This is a genomic window from Halomonas huangheensis (genome assembly GCF_001431725.1).
GTDB classification, from domain to species: Bacteria; Pseudomonadota; Gammaproteobacteria; order Pseudomonadales; family Halomonadaceae; genus Halomonas; species Halomonas huangheensis.
The window spans coordinates 3,691,043-3,705,413 of record NZ_CP013106.1 but is presented as its reverse complement, the minus strand read 5'-3'; the positions used below and the strand labels follow the sequence as shown (position 1 = coordinate 3,705,413).

Genomic DNA, 14,371 nt, shown 5'->3' with positions numbered 1-14,371 from the left:
GACAAGCCGCTATTCACCCTACTGCGGGGAAGCGTGCACGTTTTTCCAGGTCGTCCAGGTCAACGTTGTTGCGCATGTACTGAGTGCTGGCATCGAAAAACGGCTGGTGGTCCCAGGGCGTCACTTCGCCGCGTCGCAGAGCACGGGCAATCATGCGGCGCCGACGCTGGCTCTCCAGAACCTGCTGATGCAGTGCATTCAAATCCCAGCGTTGCTGGACTTCGGTTCGGAAGTCGTCCAGTAACTGCGCGTGACTGGCACTGTTGGCGAGGTTCTCGAGTTCTTGAGGGTCCTCGGCGAGATTGAACAGCTGCTCCGGATCGCTGGGGCTGTAGACGTACTTGTATGCTTCGCGTCGGATCATGATCAGTGGTGCAATGGCACCCTCGGCGAGGTATTCACCAATGACTTCATCGTGACCACCGCTACCCGTCAGGTGGGGTAACAGGCTGCGCCCGTCGATGGGCACCGGATAGTCAGGCGCGCCTTCGGGATGCGTAAGCTCGACGAAGGTGGGCAGGAGGTCGAGGGTCGACACTGACTGGGCGACCCGATGAGGCGTGAAGCGTCCCGGTGCATGGACGATCATCGGCACTCGGGCAGAGTCCTCGAACCAGCTCATCTTGTACCAGAGGCCTCGCTCACCGAGCATGTCTCCGTGGTCACCGGAGAACACGATAATGGTGTTGTCGGCCAGACCACACTCTTCCAACGTGTCGATCACCGCGCCGAGTTGGTCGTCGACATAGCTGATTGCGCCATAGTAGGCATGTCTGGCGTTGCGGATCTGTTCTTCGTTGAGCGTGGCATCATCCAACTGATAGACGCTGCGCAGGCGCTCGGAGTGGGGGTCGTGAGGGACGTGCTGCCAGCTCAATGATGGCATGTCGATGGCATCATGATCGTAGCGATCCCACCACTGACGGGGGATGGTGTAAGGATCGTGCGGATGCGTCAGCGATACCGTAAGGCAGAATGGCCGAGTGTCCTTGCTGCGTACATGATCATGCAGGAAGCGCCGTGCCTGGAAGGTCACCTCGTCATCGAAGTCGAGCTGATTCGAGCGCACGCAGGGTCCCGCCTGCTGCACTGACGACATATTGTGGTAGTAGCTGGGGCGTTCATCCGGATGATCCCAATCGACGTACCAACCGTAATCCGCTGGGTAGATGTCGCTAGTCAGGCGGCGCTCGAAGCCGTGCAACTGGTCCGGCCCGCAGAAGTGCATCTTGCCGGATAGCGCGGTTCGGTAACCGGCGTCGCGCAGGTAGTGGGCGAAGGTCGGAGTATCCGCTGGCAGGTCGGAGGCGTTGTCGAAACCTCCAGTACGCGACGGCAGGCGACCGGTCATCAGCGCAAAGCGTGAAGGTGCGCAAAGCGGACTGTTGCAGTAGGCCGAGTCGAACACCACACCCTGTTCGGCAAGGCGCGACAGGTTTGGCGTCTTGACCAGCGGATGGCCATGAAACGGCAGCCGCGATGCGGTCAGCTGATCGGCCATGAGAAACAGGATATTGGGTCGCGAAGTCATGCAGCGCTCCTCGGTTGGCTGGGTCTTTGTAGTGGTTCAATGAAACCGGACACCCACGCGACTGCGTCGGTGCGTTTTTATATTCTTCTAGCTAATCTATAGTCCTGTAAATTCCTTGATTTTTAATGGTTGCCATAAGGTGGATTAATGTCGTTGACGAGTAAGCGACTGTCGCCCAATGGGCTCTGGGTCTTCGAGGCGGCAGCGCGTCATCTCAGCTTCACTTCGGCGGCACGCGAGCTGCGCTCGACACAGTCCGCGGTCAGCCAGAGCGTCAAGGCGCTGGAAGAGGCGTTGGGCGTCGAGTTGTTCGAAAGGGTCTATCGTGGTGTGCGCCTCACCGATGCCGGCGTGTTGTTGCAACTCGGTGTCGAGGAAGGTTTTGGCCGTATCGAGCAGGCATTGGAAAGGATTCAGCAGCAGCAGAATCAGTCGCGCTTGACGTTGATGACCGACTTCTCCGTGGCTTCATACTGGCTTTTGCCGCGCCTGCCACGCTTTCGTCGCGAGCACCCGGATATCGATGTGCAGTTATTGACCAACCATGGCGATATCAGCTGGCGAGTCAGCAGCGCGGATGTGGCCATCGTGTTCAGCAATCAGCCTGAACGGGAGGGTTGGTTGCGGCTGATGGGCGAACAGGTGTTTCCGGTATGCAGCCCGGGCCTGTTGGGGGCAAGCAACAACGGTACGGACCAGCAGCTGTTGCGACAGGCGCCTTTGCTGGCATTGAGCACCACTGCCGGGCAACGCTGGCTGGACTGGCCGGGATTCTTCCAGCAGGTATCTGGTCCTCGTCATGATCCCACCCCGGCGTTGACCTTCGACAACTACACGCTCCTTATCCAGGCCGCCATTGCCGGGCAGGGAATCGCGCTTGGCTGGCAAGGTCTGGTGGATGACCTGATCGATCAAGGCTTTCTGGTCGAGGTCGAGGGCTACCGGGTTGCTACCGAGCTGGGTTATGACGTGGTCGACACTCATCCGGCGACACCTTCGCGAGCCAAGCAACGCTTTCTGGACTGGATCGCCGGCGAGCGTATAACCCGGTAAGCTCGGCATCCACGACGACCGATGACCGGGGAGGTCAGGATATGCCTTATGAACTCGCTGAGCGTCTGGTCATTGGCCTCGCGTCCAGTGCCCTGTTCGATCTCTCCGCATCTGATCGCGTCTTTCGCGAGCAGGGCGAAGAGGCCTATCGCCTCTATCAGCGCGAGCACGAAAACGAGCCTCTGGCAGCGGGGGTAGCTTTCACTTTCATTCGCAAGCTGTTGTCGCTGAATGCGCTGGCACCGGATGACCCTCTAGTTGAGGTGGTGCTGTTGTCACGCAACGACCCTGATACAGGATTGCGGGTGATGAGATCCATCGAGCACCACCAGCTGGGCATTACCCGTGCTGTCTTTCTTCAGGGGCGTTATCCACACCGCTTCATTCCCGCGCTGAATATCAGCCTGTTCCTGTCGGCTAACCGTGAGGATGTGGATCGCGCGATTGCCGCAGGTTATCCGGCGGGACGGGTCATGCCGTCACGCAACCCGCTGGTTGATGAGCGAGATGAACTGCACATCGCCTTCGATTTCGATGGTGTGCTGGCCAGCGATGCGTCGGAGGTCATCTTCCAGGACCAGGGGCTGGACGCTTTTCTTGCCCATGAGCGAGAGCATGCGGAAGTGCCTGCTGCACCGGGGGTGCTTGCCGACCTGGTACGCAGGCTGGCCGTGGTTCAGCAGCGCGAAAGGGCGCATGCGCAGACAGCGGAGGGGAGCTATCAACCCCGCGTGCGGGTCTCGATTGTCACCGCACGCAATGCACCCGCCCATGAGCGGGTTGTGCATACCCTGCGCGACTGGGGTGTCACGGTCAATGAGGCTTACTTTCTCGGCGGGATCGCCAAGCATCATGTACTCAAGGTCATTCAGCCCGATATCTTCTTCGATGATCAGTCATCCCACCTTACCGATACCAGCGACATCATGCCGTCAGTGCATGTGCCGGTGGGGCGGTTGAATTCGCCTTCGACACCGGCCGAAGGCGATGATACCTGACCGGGCTACTGCTCCTTGAATTTGGTGGGCCCCTGTCCGTTGGTCTTGACCGACTGAATACCCTTGTCGCGTGCCGCTTCGGTGTTGTACATCTCGCTGCTGCCAATGATCTGGCCATTGCTGGCCTTCAGGCTGAAGAACGGTTGTCCATTCTTCCCCGTCTTGCGCTCGAAGCGCTCATCGATCCCGCTGTTCTTGCGACACGATTCGATACCATTCTCCGCTGAGGAGCGACTCTTGTAATGCTGGCTGGTCAGGATGACCTGATGATTCCCGGACTTGAGGGTAAAGTGGTACTTGTCGGCATCTGTCTTCTTGAGTTCGTAGTAACCCGGCATGGCGCTTACTCACTGTGGTGGTGGAGTGGTGCAACAAGCCGGGCCTGCACTACATTCCGGGCCTGGCTTGTGGCCAGCAGGAGGTGAGTCATTCCGATGATGCTGGTTCACTTCCATGGCCCTCTTGAAGATAGTCGATGAAGGAAGAAACAGCGGTCAGGGATGTGAGGCAAGGTAAGGCAGGGCAGGGCAGGGAGGAATGCAAGGCGGGAAGGCATGATCAAGGAAGCTGGAGAAGAACAGGAGTGGATGCGCCCCTGGTTCTGGCCAGGGGCGTGAGAAGGCATCAGAGCACGGCGGAAACACCGGCTCTGGCGACCTGGATATCCTGTTCGGGTTTGACCCCGGAAACTCCCACGCTGCCGGCGACCTGGCCATCAATGATGACGGGTACGCCGCCGGACATCAGGCCCTGCATGGGCGCTGAGATAAAGGCGTTGCGGCCGTTGTTGATCATGTCCTCGAACACCTGGGTTTCCTTGCGACCGATGGCAGCTGAGCGTGCCTTGGCGGCTGCCACCTCGGCACTGAAGGGCGCGGCGCCATCAAGGCGACGCAGTCCCAGTAGATAACCTCCATCGTCGGCAACGGCAATGGTCACGGCAAAGCCATTGGCCTCGGCCTCGCGCTCGGCGGCATCGAGAATGGCACTGACCTGTTGTTGGTCGAGGTAGTGTTTGGTCGGCATCAGGGGAGTCTCCAGCAGAAGGTTGATTGTTTAATGGAAATTATTTCTGCATTTGCAGTCTAGTCGTATTCGCTTCGGTTGTGCACAGTGGTTTCCTGTCGCACCCTATGAGCCCTATACGCTCTGGACTCACTGTAGTGCCGCGTCGACGATCTCGATCCAGTGGCGGACCGGTGTGCGGTTGGCCGATGCCAGGTGTGACTGACAACCGATGTTGGCGGTGACGATCACTTCGGGGTTGCCGGCCTCGAGAGCGGCGAGCTTGTTGTCTCGGAGTTGTTTCGACAACTGGGGCTGGGTGATCGAGTAGGTTCCGGCGGACCCACAGCACAGATGTGGATCCTGTACCGCTGTCAGTTCGAAGCCCAGGTCGGCAAGCACCCGCTCCACTGCGCCACTCAGTTTCTGGGCGTGTTGCAATGTACACGGGCAGTGGAAGGCAAGGCGCTGTTCGGCCTTGATCGACAGGTTATCCAGTGCCTCCTGGCCGAGCACTTCAACCAGATCAAGTGTCGCGTCGCTGACGCGGCGAGCCTTGTCGGCGTACTCGGGATCGTTGGCGAGAATATCGACATATTCCTTGACGAAGGCACCGCAGCCACTGGCTGTCTGGATGATCGCCTCGCAGCCGGCATCAAGGTGTGGCAGCCAGGCATCGATATTGCGGCGTGCACGCTCACGGCCGGCCTCCATCGCACTCAGGTGGAAGTCGATGGCGCCGCAACAACCTGCCTGAGGCGTTGGCGTCAGGCCAATACCCAGGCGCTCCAACACTCGCGCGGTGGCGGCATTGGTATTGGGGGACAAACCGGGCTGTACACAACCTTCGAGAATCAGCATCTGACGTTGCAGGTCGTGCCTTTCGGGACGTACACCGGGATCCGGAGCAGGGGCCGGCATCTTGTCCTTGAGGGCACCCGGGACCAGTGGCCGGAATATCTGGCCCATGGACAGCAGCGCCTTGAAACGAGACGGGTCAACCAGTGCCTTGCGCAACCCGAAGCGCAATGCCTTGTCGGCTGCCGAACGTGGTGCGCGCCGCTCGATCTCGGCACGGCCGATGTCCAGTAGCTTGTGGTACTCGACGCCTGATGGGCAGGTCGTTTCGCAGTTGCGACAGGTCAGACAACGATCCAGGTGCAGGCGAGTTTCGTCGGTAATACGCTCGTCGTCATCGCGGCTTTCGAGCAATTCCTTCATCAGGTATATGCGCCCACGCGGCCCATCGCGCTCGTCACCCAGCAGTTGATAGGTCGGGCAGGTGGCATTGCAGAAGCCACAGTGCACACAGGTCCGCAGAACCTTTTCGGCCTCGCGGATATGCACCTGTTGACGCTGGCTGTCGCTGAAATTGGTTTGCATCTCTTCCTCGTCCTGGTACCGGTCTCGGACTCCATCGGCCCGTTGCTTATTGTGTGGTGCAATTCTCGAGTCAATCGCTAGAAGTCGGGATATAGCCGACCGGGGTTGAAGACACCGTTGGGGTCGAGTTGCTGCTTGAGCTGGCGATGGTAGCGTGCCAGCACCGGAGATAGCGGCGTATAGGGATCAGCGGCCTGTGGCGTGAAGCAGGTGGCATGACCACCAGCCAGCGCACAGGCGTCACGCAGAGTTGTGGCTTCGATGTCGCTGCGCAACCAGCGCTGGCAACCTGCCCAGTCATCGATACTCTCCGCGCCCTCCAGCTCAGCAAGCGCCAGAGCTGGGGTATTGGCCGGCAATGCCAGGCGCCACAGCGGCTGTTGATGATCGGTGAACGGCTGGCTTCTGAACTGATCATCCCTGAACAACGGCAACTGCCAGTCGCGTAGTTGTTGCCAGTAGCCAGCGTCGAGATCATCACCACCGATCATGTCCGCCGTCGCAGCCACCGAACCCGGTCCGCCTTCGAGGCGCAGGTTCAGGGCGCCGTCATGCCAGGTGGCCGCACTCAACGGCAGGGGCTGGCGCCCCCAACTGGCCAGTTGCTGCATGGCCCGCTCACGATCGATCTCGAGGCGCAGACTGCGACTCGAGCTGGGTACCGGCAGGACCTTGAGCGATACCTCGGTGATCAGGCCGAGTGTGCCCTGGGCGCCAACCATCAGACGCGACAGGTCATAGCCGGCCACGTTCTTCATGACCTCACCGCCAAAGCGCTGTTCGCGACCCTGGTGATCCAGTACGCGCATACCCAGTACGAAGTCGCGCACCGCTCCGGCCCAGGGGCGGCGAGGACCGGAAAGCCCACTGGCAACCATGCCGCCCACGGTGCTCTCGGCACCGAAGCGCGGTGGCTCAAAGGGCAGCATCTGACCGTGCTGGGCGAGGGTTGCTTCCAGCTCCTGCAACGGGGTGCCGGCACGCACCGAGACAATCAGTTCGACCGGGTCGTAACTGGTGATACCGCGATGCCTGCGCGTGGAGAGCACCTCGCCCTCGACCTGACGTCCGGTGAAATGCCGGGTGCCGCCGCCCTCGATGCGTACTGCACCACCTTCTCGGTGCGCCTGTTTGAGGCGTTCGCCAAGAGAGACGAGATCGTCGCCTGACGTTGTGGAGGTTTCGGTTGCTGACATGGGGTGTCCTCAAAAACGCGGCAGTTCCGGGTGGGGCAGTTCATTGTTGTGCACGTGCATGGCACCGAACTCGGCGCAGCGGGCAAGGGTCGGAATATTCTTGCCCGGGTTGAGCAGGCCATGTTCGTCAAAGGCGTGCTTGACCGCATGGAAGGCGGTGATTTCCAGGCTGCCGAACTGTGCGCACATCTGATTGATCTTCTCGCGGCCAACACCGTGCTCGCCGGTAATCGAGCCACCGGCTTCGACACAGAGTTCGAGAATGCGGCCTCCCAGTTCCTCGGCGACGGCCAGTTCGCCTTCGCGATTGGCATCGAACAGGATCAGTGGATGCATGTTGCCATCACCAGCGTGGAAGACGTTGGCCACCCGCAGGCCGTATTGCTCGGATAGTTGGCTGATACCCTTGAGGACTCGCGGTAGTTCGCGTCGAGGAATGGTGCCATCCATGCAGTAATAGTCCGGTGACATGCGGCCGACGGCAGGGAAGGCGTTCTTGCGTCCGGCCCAGAAACGCGCGCGCTCGGCGTCATCCCTCGCCAGTTGAATGTCGGTGGCCCCGGATGTCTCGAGTACGCGGCGCACTGTATTGATATCTTCCTGGACATCGGCCTCGACGCCATCCAGTTCGCACAGCAGGATGGCTTCCGCATCCACCGGGTAACCGGCCTGAATGAAGTCCTCGGCGGCGCGGATGGCGAGGTTGTCCATCATTTCCAGCCCACCGGGAATGATGCCGGCGGCGATGATTGCACCGACTGCGGTACCTGCCTTCTCGATGTCATCGAAACTGGCCATCAGTACCTTTGCGGTTTCCGGTTTCGGCAGCAGTTTGACCGTGACCTCGGTGACCACGCCGAGCATGCCCTCTGAGCCCATCATCAGTGCGAGTAGATCGAAGCCCGGGCTGTCTAGTGCCTCCGAGCCGATGGTCATGCGCTCACCTTCGATGGTCATGACGTTGAGGCTCATCACATTGTGTACGGTCAGCCCGTATTTCAGGCAGTGCACACCTCCGGCATTCTCGGCGACATTGCCGCCGATCGAACAGGCGATCTGTGAGGAGGGGTCCGGCGCGTAGTAGAGCCCATGGGGAGCGACAGCCTCGGAAATCGCCAGATTGCGGACACCTGGCTGAACTCGGGCAATGCGGGCATCGGCATCGATCTCGAGAATACGGCTGAAGCGCGACATGACCAGCAGCACACCCTGTTCCAGCGGCAGGGCACCACCGGACAGGCCGGTACCAGCGCCACGCGTCACCACCGGGACACGCAGCTCATGGCATTTGCGCAGTAACGCTTCGACCTGGTCGAGCGTCTCGGGCAGCGCCACCAGCATTGGCAGCACCCGGTAAGCGGAGAGGCCATCACACTCAAAGGGACGCAGATCCTCCTCTCGGTGCAGCAAAGTCAGGTCCGGCGCGGCATTGGCCAGAGCTGCCAACACCTTGGCACGGTCATGCGGCACAAGCTCGCCATCGAGACGCTCGTCGTGAAGGATGTTCATGGGCATTTCCCGCTATCGTAGTTGTCTGCTGTTGTTGTCTGCCATGACGCCCAATCTGCGCGTCCTTGACGATACTGTCCATATTCTGGTTTGCTGGTCTGACCAGTTATTTCACTGGAGCAATGACTGAATATCGCGCTGGGCCCAGTCATCACGTGCGATCAGCACTCTGATTCATGGCAGGAGAGGGAGGCCGGGTGGAAGAAAATGAACGCTTGAAACCATCCACTACGCCACAGGCGATTGCCTCAAGGCTCGAGAACCTGATTCTCGATGGCGTCTTTCGGCCGGGACAGTTGCTGCCATCCGAGCGACGCCTCTGTGAGCGCCTCGGCGTGGCGCGTTCCTCGTTGCGCGAGGCGTTGGGCACGCTGCGCAGCAAGGGCGTGATCATCACGCGACAGGGGCGTGGATCAGAGGTGGCTCCATTGGTGGAGGCGCCCTATGTCACTCCGTTGATGCACCTGTTTCGTGAGCACCCGCGTACGCTCTATGACCTACTGGAGGTGCGAGCCCTGCTGGAAGGTGAGTCAGCGAGTTTGGCAGCCAATCGTGGCACACCATCCGACCGCGTACTGATTACCCGACGCTATCGCGAGATGGCGGATTACGTGGAAAAGGCCGGGAGCATCGATGTCGAGCGGCTGGCGAGGTTGGATCATGCTTTTCATCTGGCGATCTGTCAGGCATCGCACAACCCGGTGTTGATGCATACCCTGTCGAGCCTGACCGATCTGTTGCTGAGCTCAGTCTTTGCTTCGGTAAAGCACCTTTATCATCGTCCCGATTCCCGAGACATGATCAATCGCCAGCATGCACGCCTGCATCGTGCCGTCGTCGAAGGCAAGGCACAGCTGGCACGCCGCGTCGCCCTTGAGCATCTATCAGCCATCAGTGAACAGCTGCGTGAGATCGATGCCGAGGGGCAGCGCCTGGAGCGTGCCGCGATGCGGCTTGAGGAGTGGTAACGATCGACGGCCATCGTTTCAGTCATCAATGATGCCTGAGACGGCAGCTACCTCCAGCTTGTGGCGTAGGTGCCGACGCAGAATGGCTCCAAGGCTCGGGCCATCGCGGGCTTCCAGAGCTTCGAGCATGGCTTCATGGTCAGCGACAGCCTGGGCCCAGTTGGCTTCCCCCATTTCAACGCTATAGCGAATGCGTTTCACGCGCTGGCTCAGGTTGTTGTACATCTCGCTGAGCACGTCGTTGCGTGATGCCGCCAGAATTGCCTCATGAATCTGCTGGTTGACCTCGAAATAGGGCTTCAGCTGCTGGCGCTGATAGTGACCCAACATGCGTTGGTGCAGCTTGCGGATAGAGGTGATCTCGGCGTCCGAGATATGATCGCAGGCCAATTCTCCGGATAACCCTTCAAGGGCACCCATGACATCGTAGGTGTTCTGTACGCCCTGGCGAGTCAGGCGTACCACCCGCGATCCACGGTTGGGCAGGTTCTCCACCAGGCCCTCGGATGTCAGTACCTTGAGGGCTTCGCGTAGCGGCGTACGCGATACCCCGAACCGTTCACAGAGCTCCTTTTCGGCGACCTTCTCACCGGGGAGCAGATTTCCCTGTTCGATCAGGTCGCGAATCCTGTCGGCTACTTCGAGATACAGGCTGCGCGGCTGAATCTTTTCCATGTCGTGTTTCCTGAGTCAGATCGGCGTCACGCCGTTCGAGTTACCTTGCCGCATCTTGAAGCGCGGGACAATACGGCGATTGCTGCGCTGGAGTGGCTTAGTCCGATGCGGCGTAGTAGCGACGGTTCTGCTGGATGAGCAGGCTTGACACTGCCATGCTTTTGGCATTATGAATTCAAAATTCAATCAGGCCAATGCCTTTTTCCTCGCAAGGCAGGGAAGGCCTGCAGTGCCAGCGATACAACCACACAAGAGTGAACGACCGGAACAGGAATGGAGGACAGACGATGGCGGGACAGGTATATGCGGCGAGAGTGATGCTGCCGCGAAAACAGGTAAGAGGCTTGATCGATGCAGGATTGGCACTGGCTCGTGAGCTGAGCCTGCCTCCTCTATCGGTGGTGGTGTTGGATGCGGGTGGCCACGCGGTGGTTGCCGAGCGCGAGGACGGCTGCAGTCCGCTGCGCTTCCCGGTAGCCTGGGGCAAGGCCAATGCTGCTCTCGGTATGGGGATATCCAGCGGCACCATTGGTGAACGTAATGCGGAACGTCCCGCCTTTCTGGCCTCGGTCGCTGCTGCGGCGGACGGGCGTTTCATACCGGTTGCTGGAGGAGTGCTGATTCTCGACGACGATGATTGTGTGATGGGAGCGGTGGGAGTTAGTGGGGCTTCCTCGGAGCAGGATCAGCAGGTGGCGATGCACGGTATTGCATCGCAACAGTGGAAGGCTGGATTGGCACCTGACTGACCGCCTGGCCAGAATTCTGAACTAGAGCTTGTCCAGTACCACAGACAGTAATACCAGGGCCCGATGGGCCCTTTTTTTGTCACTGATCATCAATATATTGCCAGAATATATCTTCTACTTTATTGAAAATAAACATGAAAATGGATGACTGCGGTGTATTCATGACGACAAAAGTATAATACCTAATTTTGAATTATGTATCCATATTCCAGAGGTCAGACGATGGCGCGAAGCAGAAAAGCGCTGCTTGAGGTGCCATTCCGCGTATAACAACAACATTTCGGAGAGTGAGATGAAGCTATTCAAGACCGCTCTGGCCGCTGCCGTGATTGCATTGGGTGTCGGTAGCGCTCAGGCCAATGAAATTGAAGTCAAGTTTGGTCATGTCGGTGGGCCTGGCTCACTGTTCGAGATCACCGCCAATGAATTCGCACGACTCGCCAATGAGCGCCTGGAAGGTGAGGCGGAAGTGGTGGTCTTCGGCTCCAGTCAGCTGGGCAATGACTCGCAGATGCTCAATAAACTGAAGCTCGGGACTATCGATCTGGCGCTGCCATCATCAGTCATGTCCAGCGTGGCTCCGGAGTTCTCGGTATTCGAGATGCCCTATCTGATCGAGAATCGCGATCATTTCCGGCAAGTGCGTGACGAAGTGCTGCGCGATGTGTTGGCGAAGGCCGCAGAGGGCAAGCGCTATCGCCTGCTTGGGATCTGGGAGAACGGCTTTCGTCAGATCACCAATAATGTCCGACCCATCGTGACCCCCGATGATCTTCAGGGCATCAAGCTGCGGACCCCGAATGGCGTCTGGCGCGTGGAGATGTTCAAGAGTTACGGCGCCAGTCCGGCACCGATGGCATTGTCCGAGGCTTTCGTAGCCCTGCAGACCGGTGCCATGGATGGGCAGGAAAACCCACTGGTACAGATATTCTCGCAGCGCTTCCAGGAGGTGCAGGATTACCTGTCGTTGTCCAATCATGTCTACACGCCGGCCTACGTGGTCGCGGGCATGAGCTGGAACCGTTTACCCGAACATGTGCGTGAAGTGCTCGAACAGACGGCGATGGATGTAGAGGATTTTGCTCTGGAGCAGGGCGCGACTCTGGATGAAGAGCTGGTGGCGGAATTCGAAGCGGCGGGTATGGAGGTCAACGAGGTCGATACCCAGGCCTTTGTTGAAGGCTCGGCGCCTATCTACGAGAAGTTCTCGGCCGAAGTGGAAGGCGGTCAGCAGTTGCTTGAGCAGATTGAAGCGCTGCGCCCGTAACCCTTGTGCGGTGTCTCACGAACGAAGGTGATGACACCGCGCTACCGCCCCGCCTCTTCAGCCTTTGACGCTCTGGAGGTATCACCCCCCTTCGGGAGGTTCGCATCGTGTCCCTCAAGTCATTCGCTCGAGCCTATCAACGTGCCCTCGAAGCCATTGTTTTTCTCAATATGCTGGCGCTGACGATAATCATTTCCGTGGGCTTCCTGTCGCGCCTATTGGGCTCTCCCTTCAGTTGGTACGACGAGCTGGCATCCATCTGTCTCGCCTGGCTGACTTACTACGGTGCAGCTCTGGCTGCGCTCAAGGGAGCGCATATCGCTTGCCCCAGTGTTCTCAACATGACGCCGCCAGCGGTTCGTCTGCCGGTCGCAATGTTGGGGGAGTTATGCACCGTCGCTTTCTTCGTGTTGCTTGGAATCACCGGATATCAGGTCGTAGAGATCCTCGAAGGGTCGACGATGATCAGCTTGACCAGTGTATCGCTGCAGGTGACCCAGTCAGTGATACCGATCGGCTCGGCGCTGTTCATCATCGCACAGTTGCTGCGCCTGCCTGAGGTGATTGCCAGCGCGCGTGGCGCAGGCTTCATTGACCACGAGCTGGAAGAGGCAGGTATCACGCCTGACTCTGTCCATGACACCCACCAGGCCGGGCATGACGAGGCACCCTCGACATCCCGCCAGGCCAACTGAACAGGAGAGTGCCCCATGATCATTGCATCCATGTTCGTCGGCCTGATCGGGCTGATCTTGATCAATGTTCCGGTGGCTGTTGCACTGGGTATTGTTGGTGCGCTGGCGACCATCGTCAGTTATGGCAGTTATGCACTGCCCAATATCGGCATGGTGATGTTCGACGGTGCTACCAACTTTCCGTTGATCGCTATTCCACTGTTCATTCTTGCCGGGGCAATCATGAATGCCTCGAGCATCTCGCGGCGCCTGATTGAACTGGCCTCGGCGATGATCGGTTTCGTCAAGGGCGGGCTGGCGATGGTGACCATCGGCGCCTCGATCTTCTTCGCGGAAATTTCCGGGTCGGCGGTGGCGGGGGTATCGGCAATCGGTAGCCTGCTGATTCCCGCCATGCGCAGCAAGGGATACTCGAAGGAGTTTGCCGCCGCCATCTCATCGTCGGCCGCGAGCCTGGCGATCATTCTGCCGCCATCGATTCCCATGATCCTGTATGCGGTGATGTCTGGAGAGTCGGTGGTCAAGATGTTCGTTGCCGGGATATTCCCCGGGCTGCTTGGCGCTCTGGGGCTGGCAGCGATGTGTTACTTCCTGGCACGGCGCTACAACCTGCCTGCGGAAGAGCGCTTTCAGGCCAGCCGATTGTGGAAGGCCTTCAAGGGCGCCGCCTGGGCGCTGGTGATCCCGGTGATCATTCTCGGCGGTATCTTCGGCGGTATCGTCACGGCCACCGAAGGCGCGGCATTGGCGGTGATCGTGGCGATCTTCATCAGTGCGGTGGTGTACCGTGAGTTCACCCTGCGTACCTTCTACAAGTCCTGCCTCGATGCCGGGGTGCAGACTGCGGTGGTGATGTTGCTGGTGGCCAGCTCGGCGGTGGTGGGGCACTACCTCACCGAGAGTCAGATTCCACAGCAACTGGCCAATTCGATCGCCGAGATGACCAGCAACAAGTATGTGGTGCTGGCGCTGCTCAATGTCGTGTTCCTGATCCTCGGTATCTTCCTGCACTCGGCGGCGGCGATCATCCTGGTGGTACCGATTGTGCTGCCGCTGGTAACGGCGGTCGGCATTGATCCTCTGCATTTCGGCTTGATCGTGACCCTCAATCTGGCCATCGGCCAACAGACACCTCCGGTGGCCAGCGTATTGATCGCCTCGTGCTCCATAGCCAAGGCCGATATATGGGCCACCACCCGAACCAACCTGTGGTTCCTCGGGGTGCTGTTCGTGATCCTGATGATCAACACCTATGTGCCGGCAGTCGCTCTGGCGCTGGTCAATCTGATCTACGGCACGTGATGAGCAATCTTGATGACAGGTGTTGATGAACAACATCGGG

General features: G+C 59.3%; 14 protein-coding genes. 7 read left to right on the top strand and 7 right to left on the bottom strand.

Annotated elements, in window-relative coordinates:
• Positions 1-13: 13 nt before the first annotated feature.
• A complete protein-coding gene (gene betC / locus AR456_RS15995; RefSeq protein WP_021818330.1) occupies positions 14-1,531 on the bottom strand; it encodes a choline-sulfatase in 1,518 nt (505 codons plus the stop codon).
• Between the two features lie 147 nt (positions 1,532-1,678).
• On the opposite strand from betC, the gene AR456_RS15990 reads away from it, so the two are divergent.
• Together AR456_RS15990 and AR456_RS15985 are read left to right on the top strand one after the other, a co-directional pair.
• A complete protein-coding gene (locus tag AR456_RS15990; protein ID WP_021818331.1) occupies positions 1,679-2,584 on the top strand; it encodes a LysR substrate-binding domain-containing protein in 906 nt (301 codons plus the stop codon).
• Positions 2,585-2,625: 41 nt separating this feature from the next.
• A complete protein-coding gene (locus AR456_RS15985; RefSeq protein WP_021818332.1) occupies positions 2,626-3,582 on the top strand; it encodes a 5'-nucleotidase in 957 nt (318 codons plus the stop codon).
• A gap of 5 nt (positions 3,583-3,587) precedes the next feature.
• Here the strand turns inward: AR456_RS15985 and AR456_RS15980 are convergent, their stop codons facing one another.
• The 5 genes from AR456_RS15980 to glcD all read right to left on the bottom strand — a co-directional run bounded on the left by AR456_RS15980 (position 3,588) and on the right by glcD (position 8,675).
• Complete coding sequence (locus tag AR456_RS15980) at positions 3,588-3,920, bottom strand: YegP family protein (RefSeq protein WP_021818333.1); 333 nt, start codon at positions 3,918-3,920, stop codon at positions 3,588-3,590.
• A 286-nt stretch (positions 3,921-4,206) separates the two neighbouring features.
• Positions 4,207-4,608 carry a heme-binding protein gene (locus tag AR456_RS15975; RefSeq protein WP_021818334.1) on the bottom strand — a complete coding sequence of 134 codons (402 nt, stop codon included), beginning with the start codon at positions 4,606-4,608 and terminating at the stop codon, positions 4,207-4,209.
• A gap of 129 nt (positions 4,609-4,737) precedes the next feature.
• Positions 4,738-5,970, bottom strand: coding sequence for a glycolate oxidase subunit GlcF (gene glcF, locus AR456_RS15970; RefSeq protein ID WP_021818335.1), 1,233 nt, complete (start codon positions 5,968-5,970; stop codon positions 4,738-4,740).
• Positions 5,971-6,047: 77 nt separating this feature from the next.
• On the bottom strand, positions 6,048-7,166 hold the full coding sequence (glcE, locus tag AR456_RS15965) for a glycolate oxidase subunit GlcE (protein WP_021818336.1): 1,119 nt from the start codon (positions 7,164-7,166) through the stop codon (positions 6,048-6,050).
• Positions 7,167-7,175: 9 nt separating this feature from the next.
• A complete protein-coding gene (gene glcD / locus AR456_RS15960) occupies positions 7,176-8,675 on the bottom strand; it encodes a glycolate oxidase subunit GlcD (protein ID WP_021818337.1) in 1,500 nt (499 codons plus the stop codon).
• Between the two features lie 176 nt (positions 8,676-8,851).
• Here glcD and glcC point away from each other — a divergent pair, with 176 nt between their 5' ends.
• Complete coding sequence (glcC, locus tag AR456_RS15955; RefSeq protein WP_081694620.1) at positions 8,852-9,643, top strand: transcriptional regulator GlcC; 792 nt, start codon at positions 8,852-8,854, stop codon at positions 9,641-9,643.
• Positions 9,644-9,661: 18 nt separating this feature from the next.
• Here glcC and AR456_RS15950 read toward each other — a convergent pair whose 3' ends face one another.
• Positions 9,662-10,318, bottom strand: coding sequence for a GntR family transcriptional regulator (locus AR456_RS15950; protein WP_021818340.1), 657 nt, complete (start codon positions 10,316-10,318; stop codon positions 9,662-9,664).
• Positions 10,319-10,605: 287 nt separating this feature from the next.
• Here AR456_RS15950 and AR456_RS15945 point away from each other — a divergent pair, with 287 nt between their 5' ends.
• The 4 genes from AR456_RS15945 to AR456_RS15930 all read left to right on the top strand — a co-directional run bounded on the left by AR456_RS15945 (position 10,606) and on the right by AR456_RS15930 (position 14,331).
• Positions 10,606-11,067, top strand: coding sequence for a GlcG/HbpS family heme-binding protein (locus AR456_RS15945; protein WP_021818341.1), 462 nt, complete (start codon positions 10,606-10,608; stop codon positions 11,065-11,067).
• A 292-nt stretch (positions 11,068-11,359) separates the two neighbouring features.
• Positions 11,360-12,334, top strand: coding sequence for a TRAP transporter substrate-binding protein (locus AR456_RS15940; RefSeq protein WP_021818342.1), 975 nt, complete (start codon positions 11,360-11,362; stop codon positions 12,332-12,334).
• A gap of 107 nt (positions 12,335-12,441) precedes the next feature.
• On the top strand, positions 12,442-13,029 hold the full coding sequence (locus tag AR456_RS15935) for a TRAP transporter small permease (RefSeq protein WP_021818343.1): 588 nt from the start codon (positions 12,442-12,444) through the stop codon (positions 13,027-13,029).
• A 15-nt stretch (positions 13,030-13,044) separates the two neighbouring features.
• Complete coding sequence (locus AR456_RS15930) at positions 13,045-14,331, top strand: TRAP transporter large permease (protein WP_021818344.1); 1,287 nt, start codon at positions 13,045-13,047, stop codon at positions 14,329-14,331.
• Positions 14,332-14,371 lie beyond the last annotated feature (40 nt).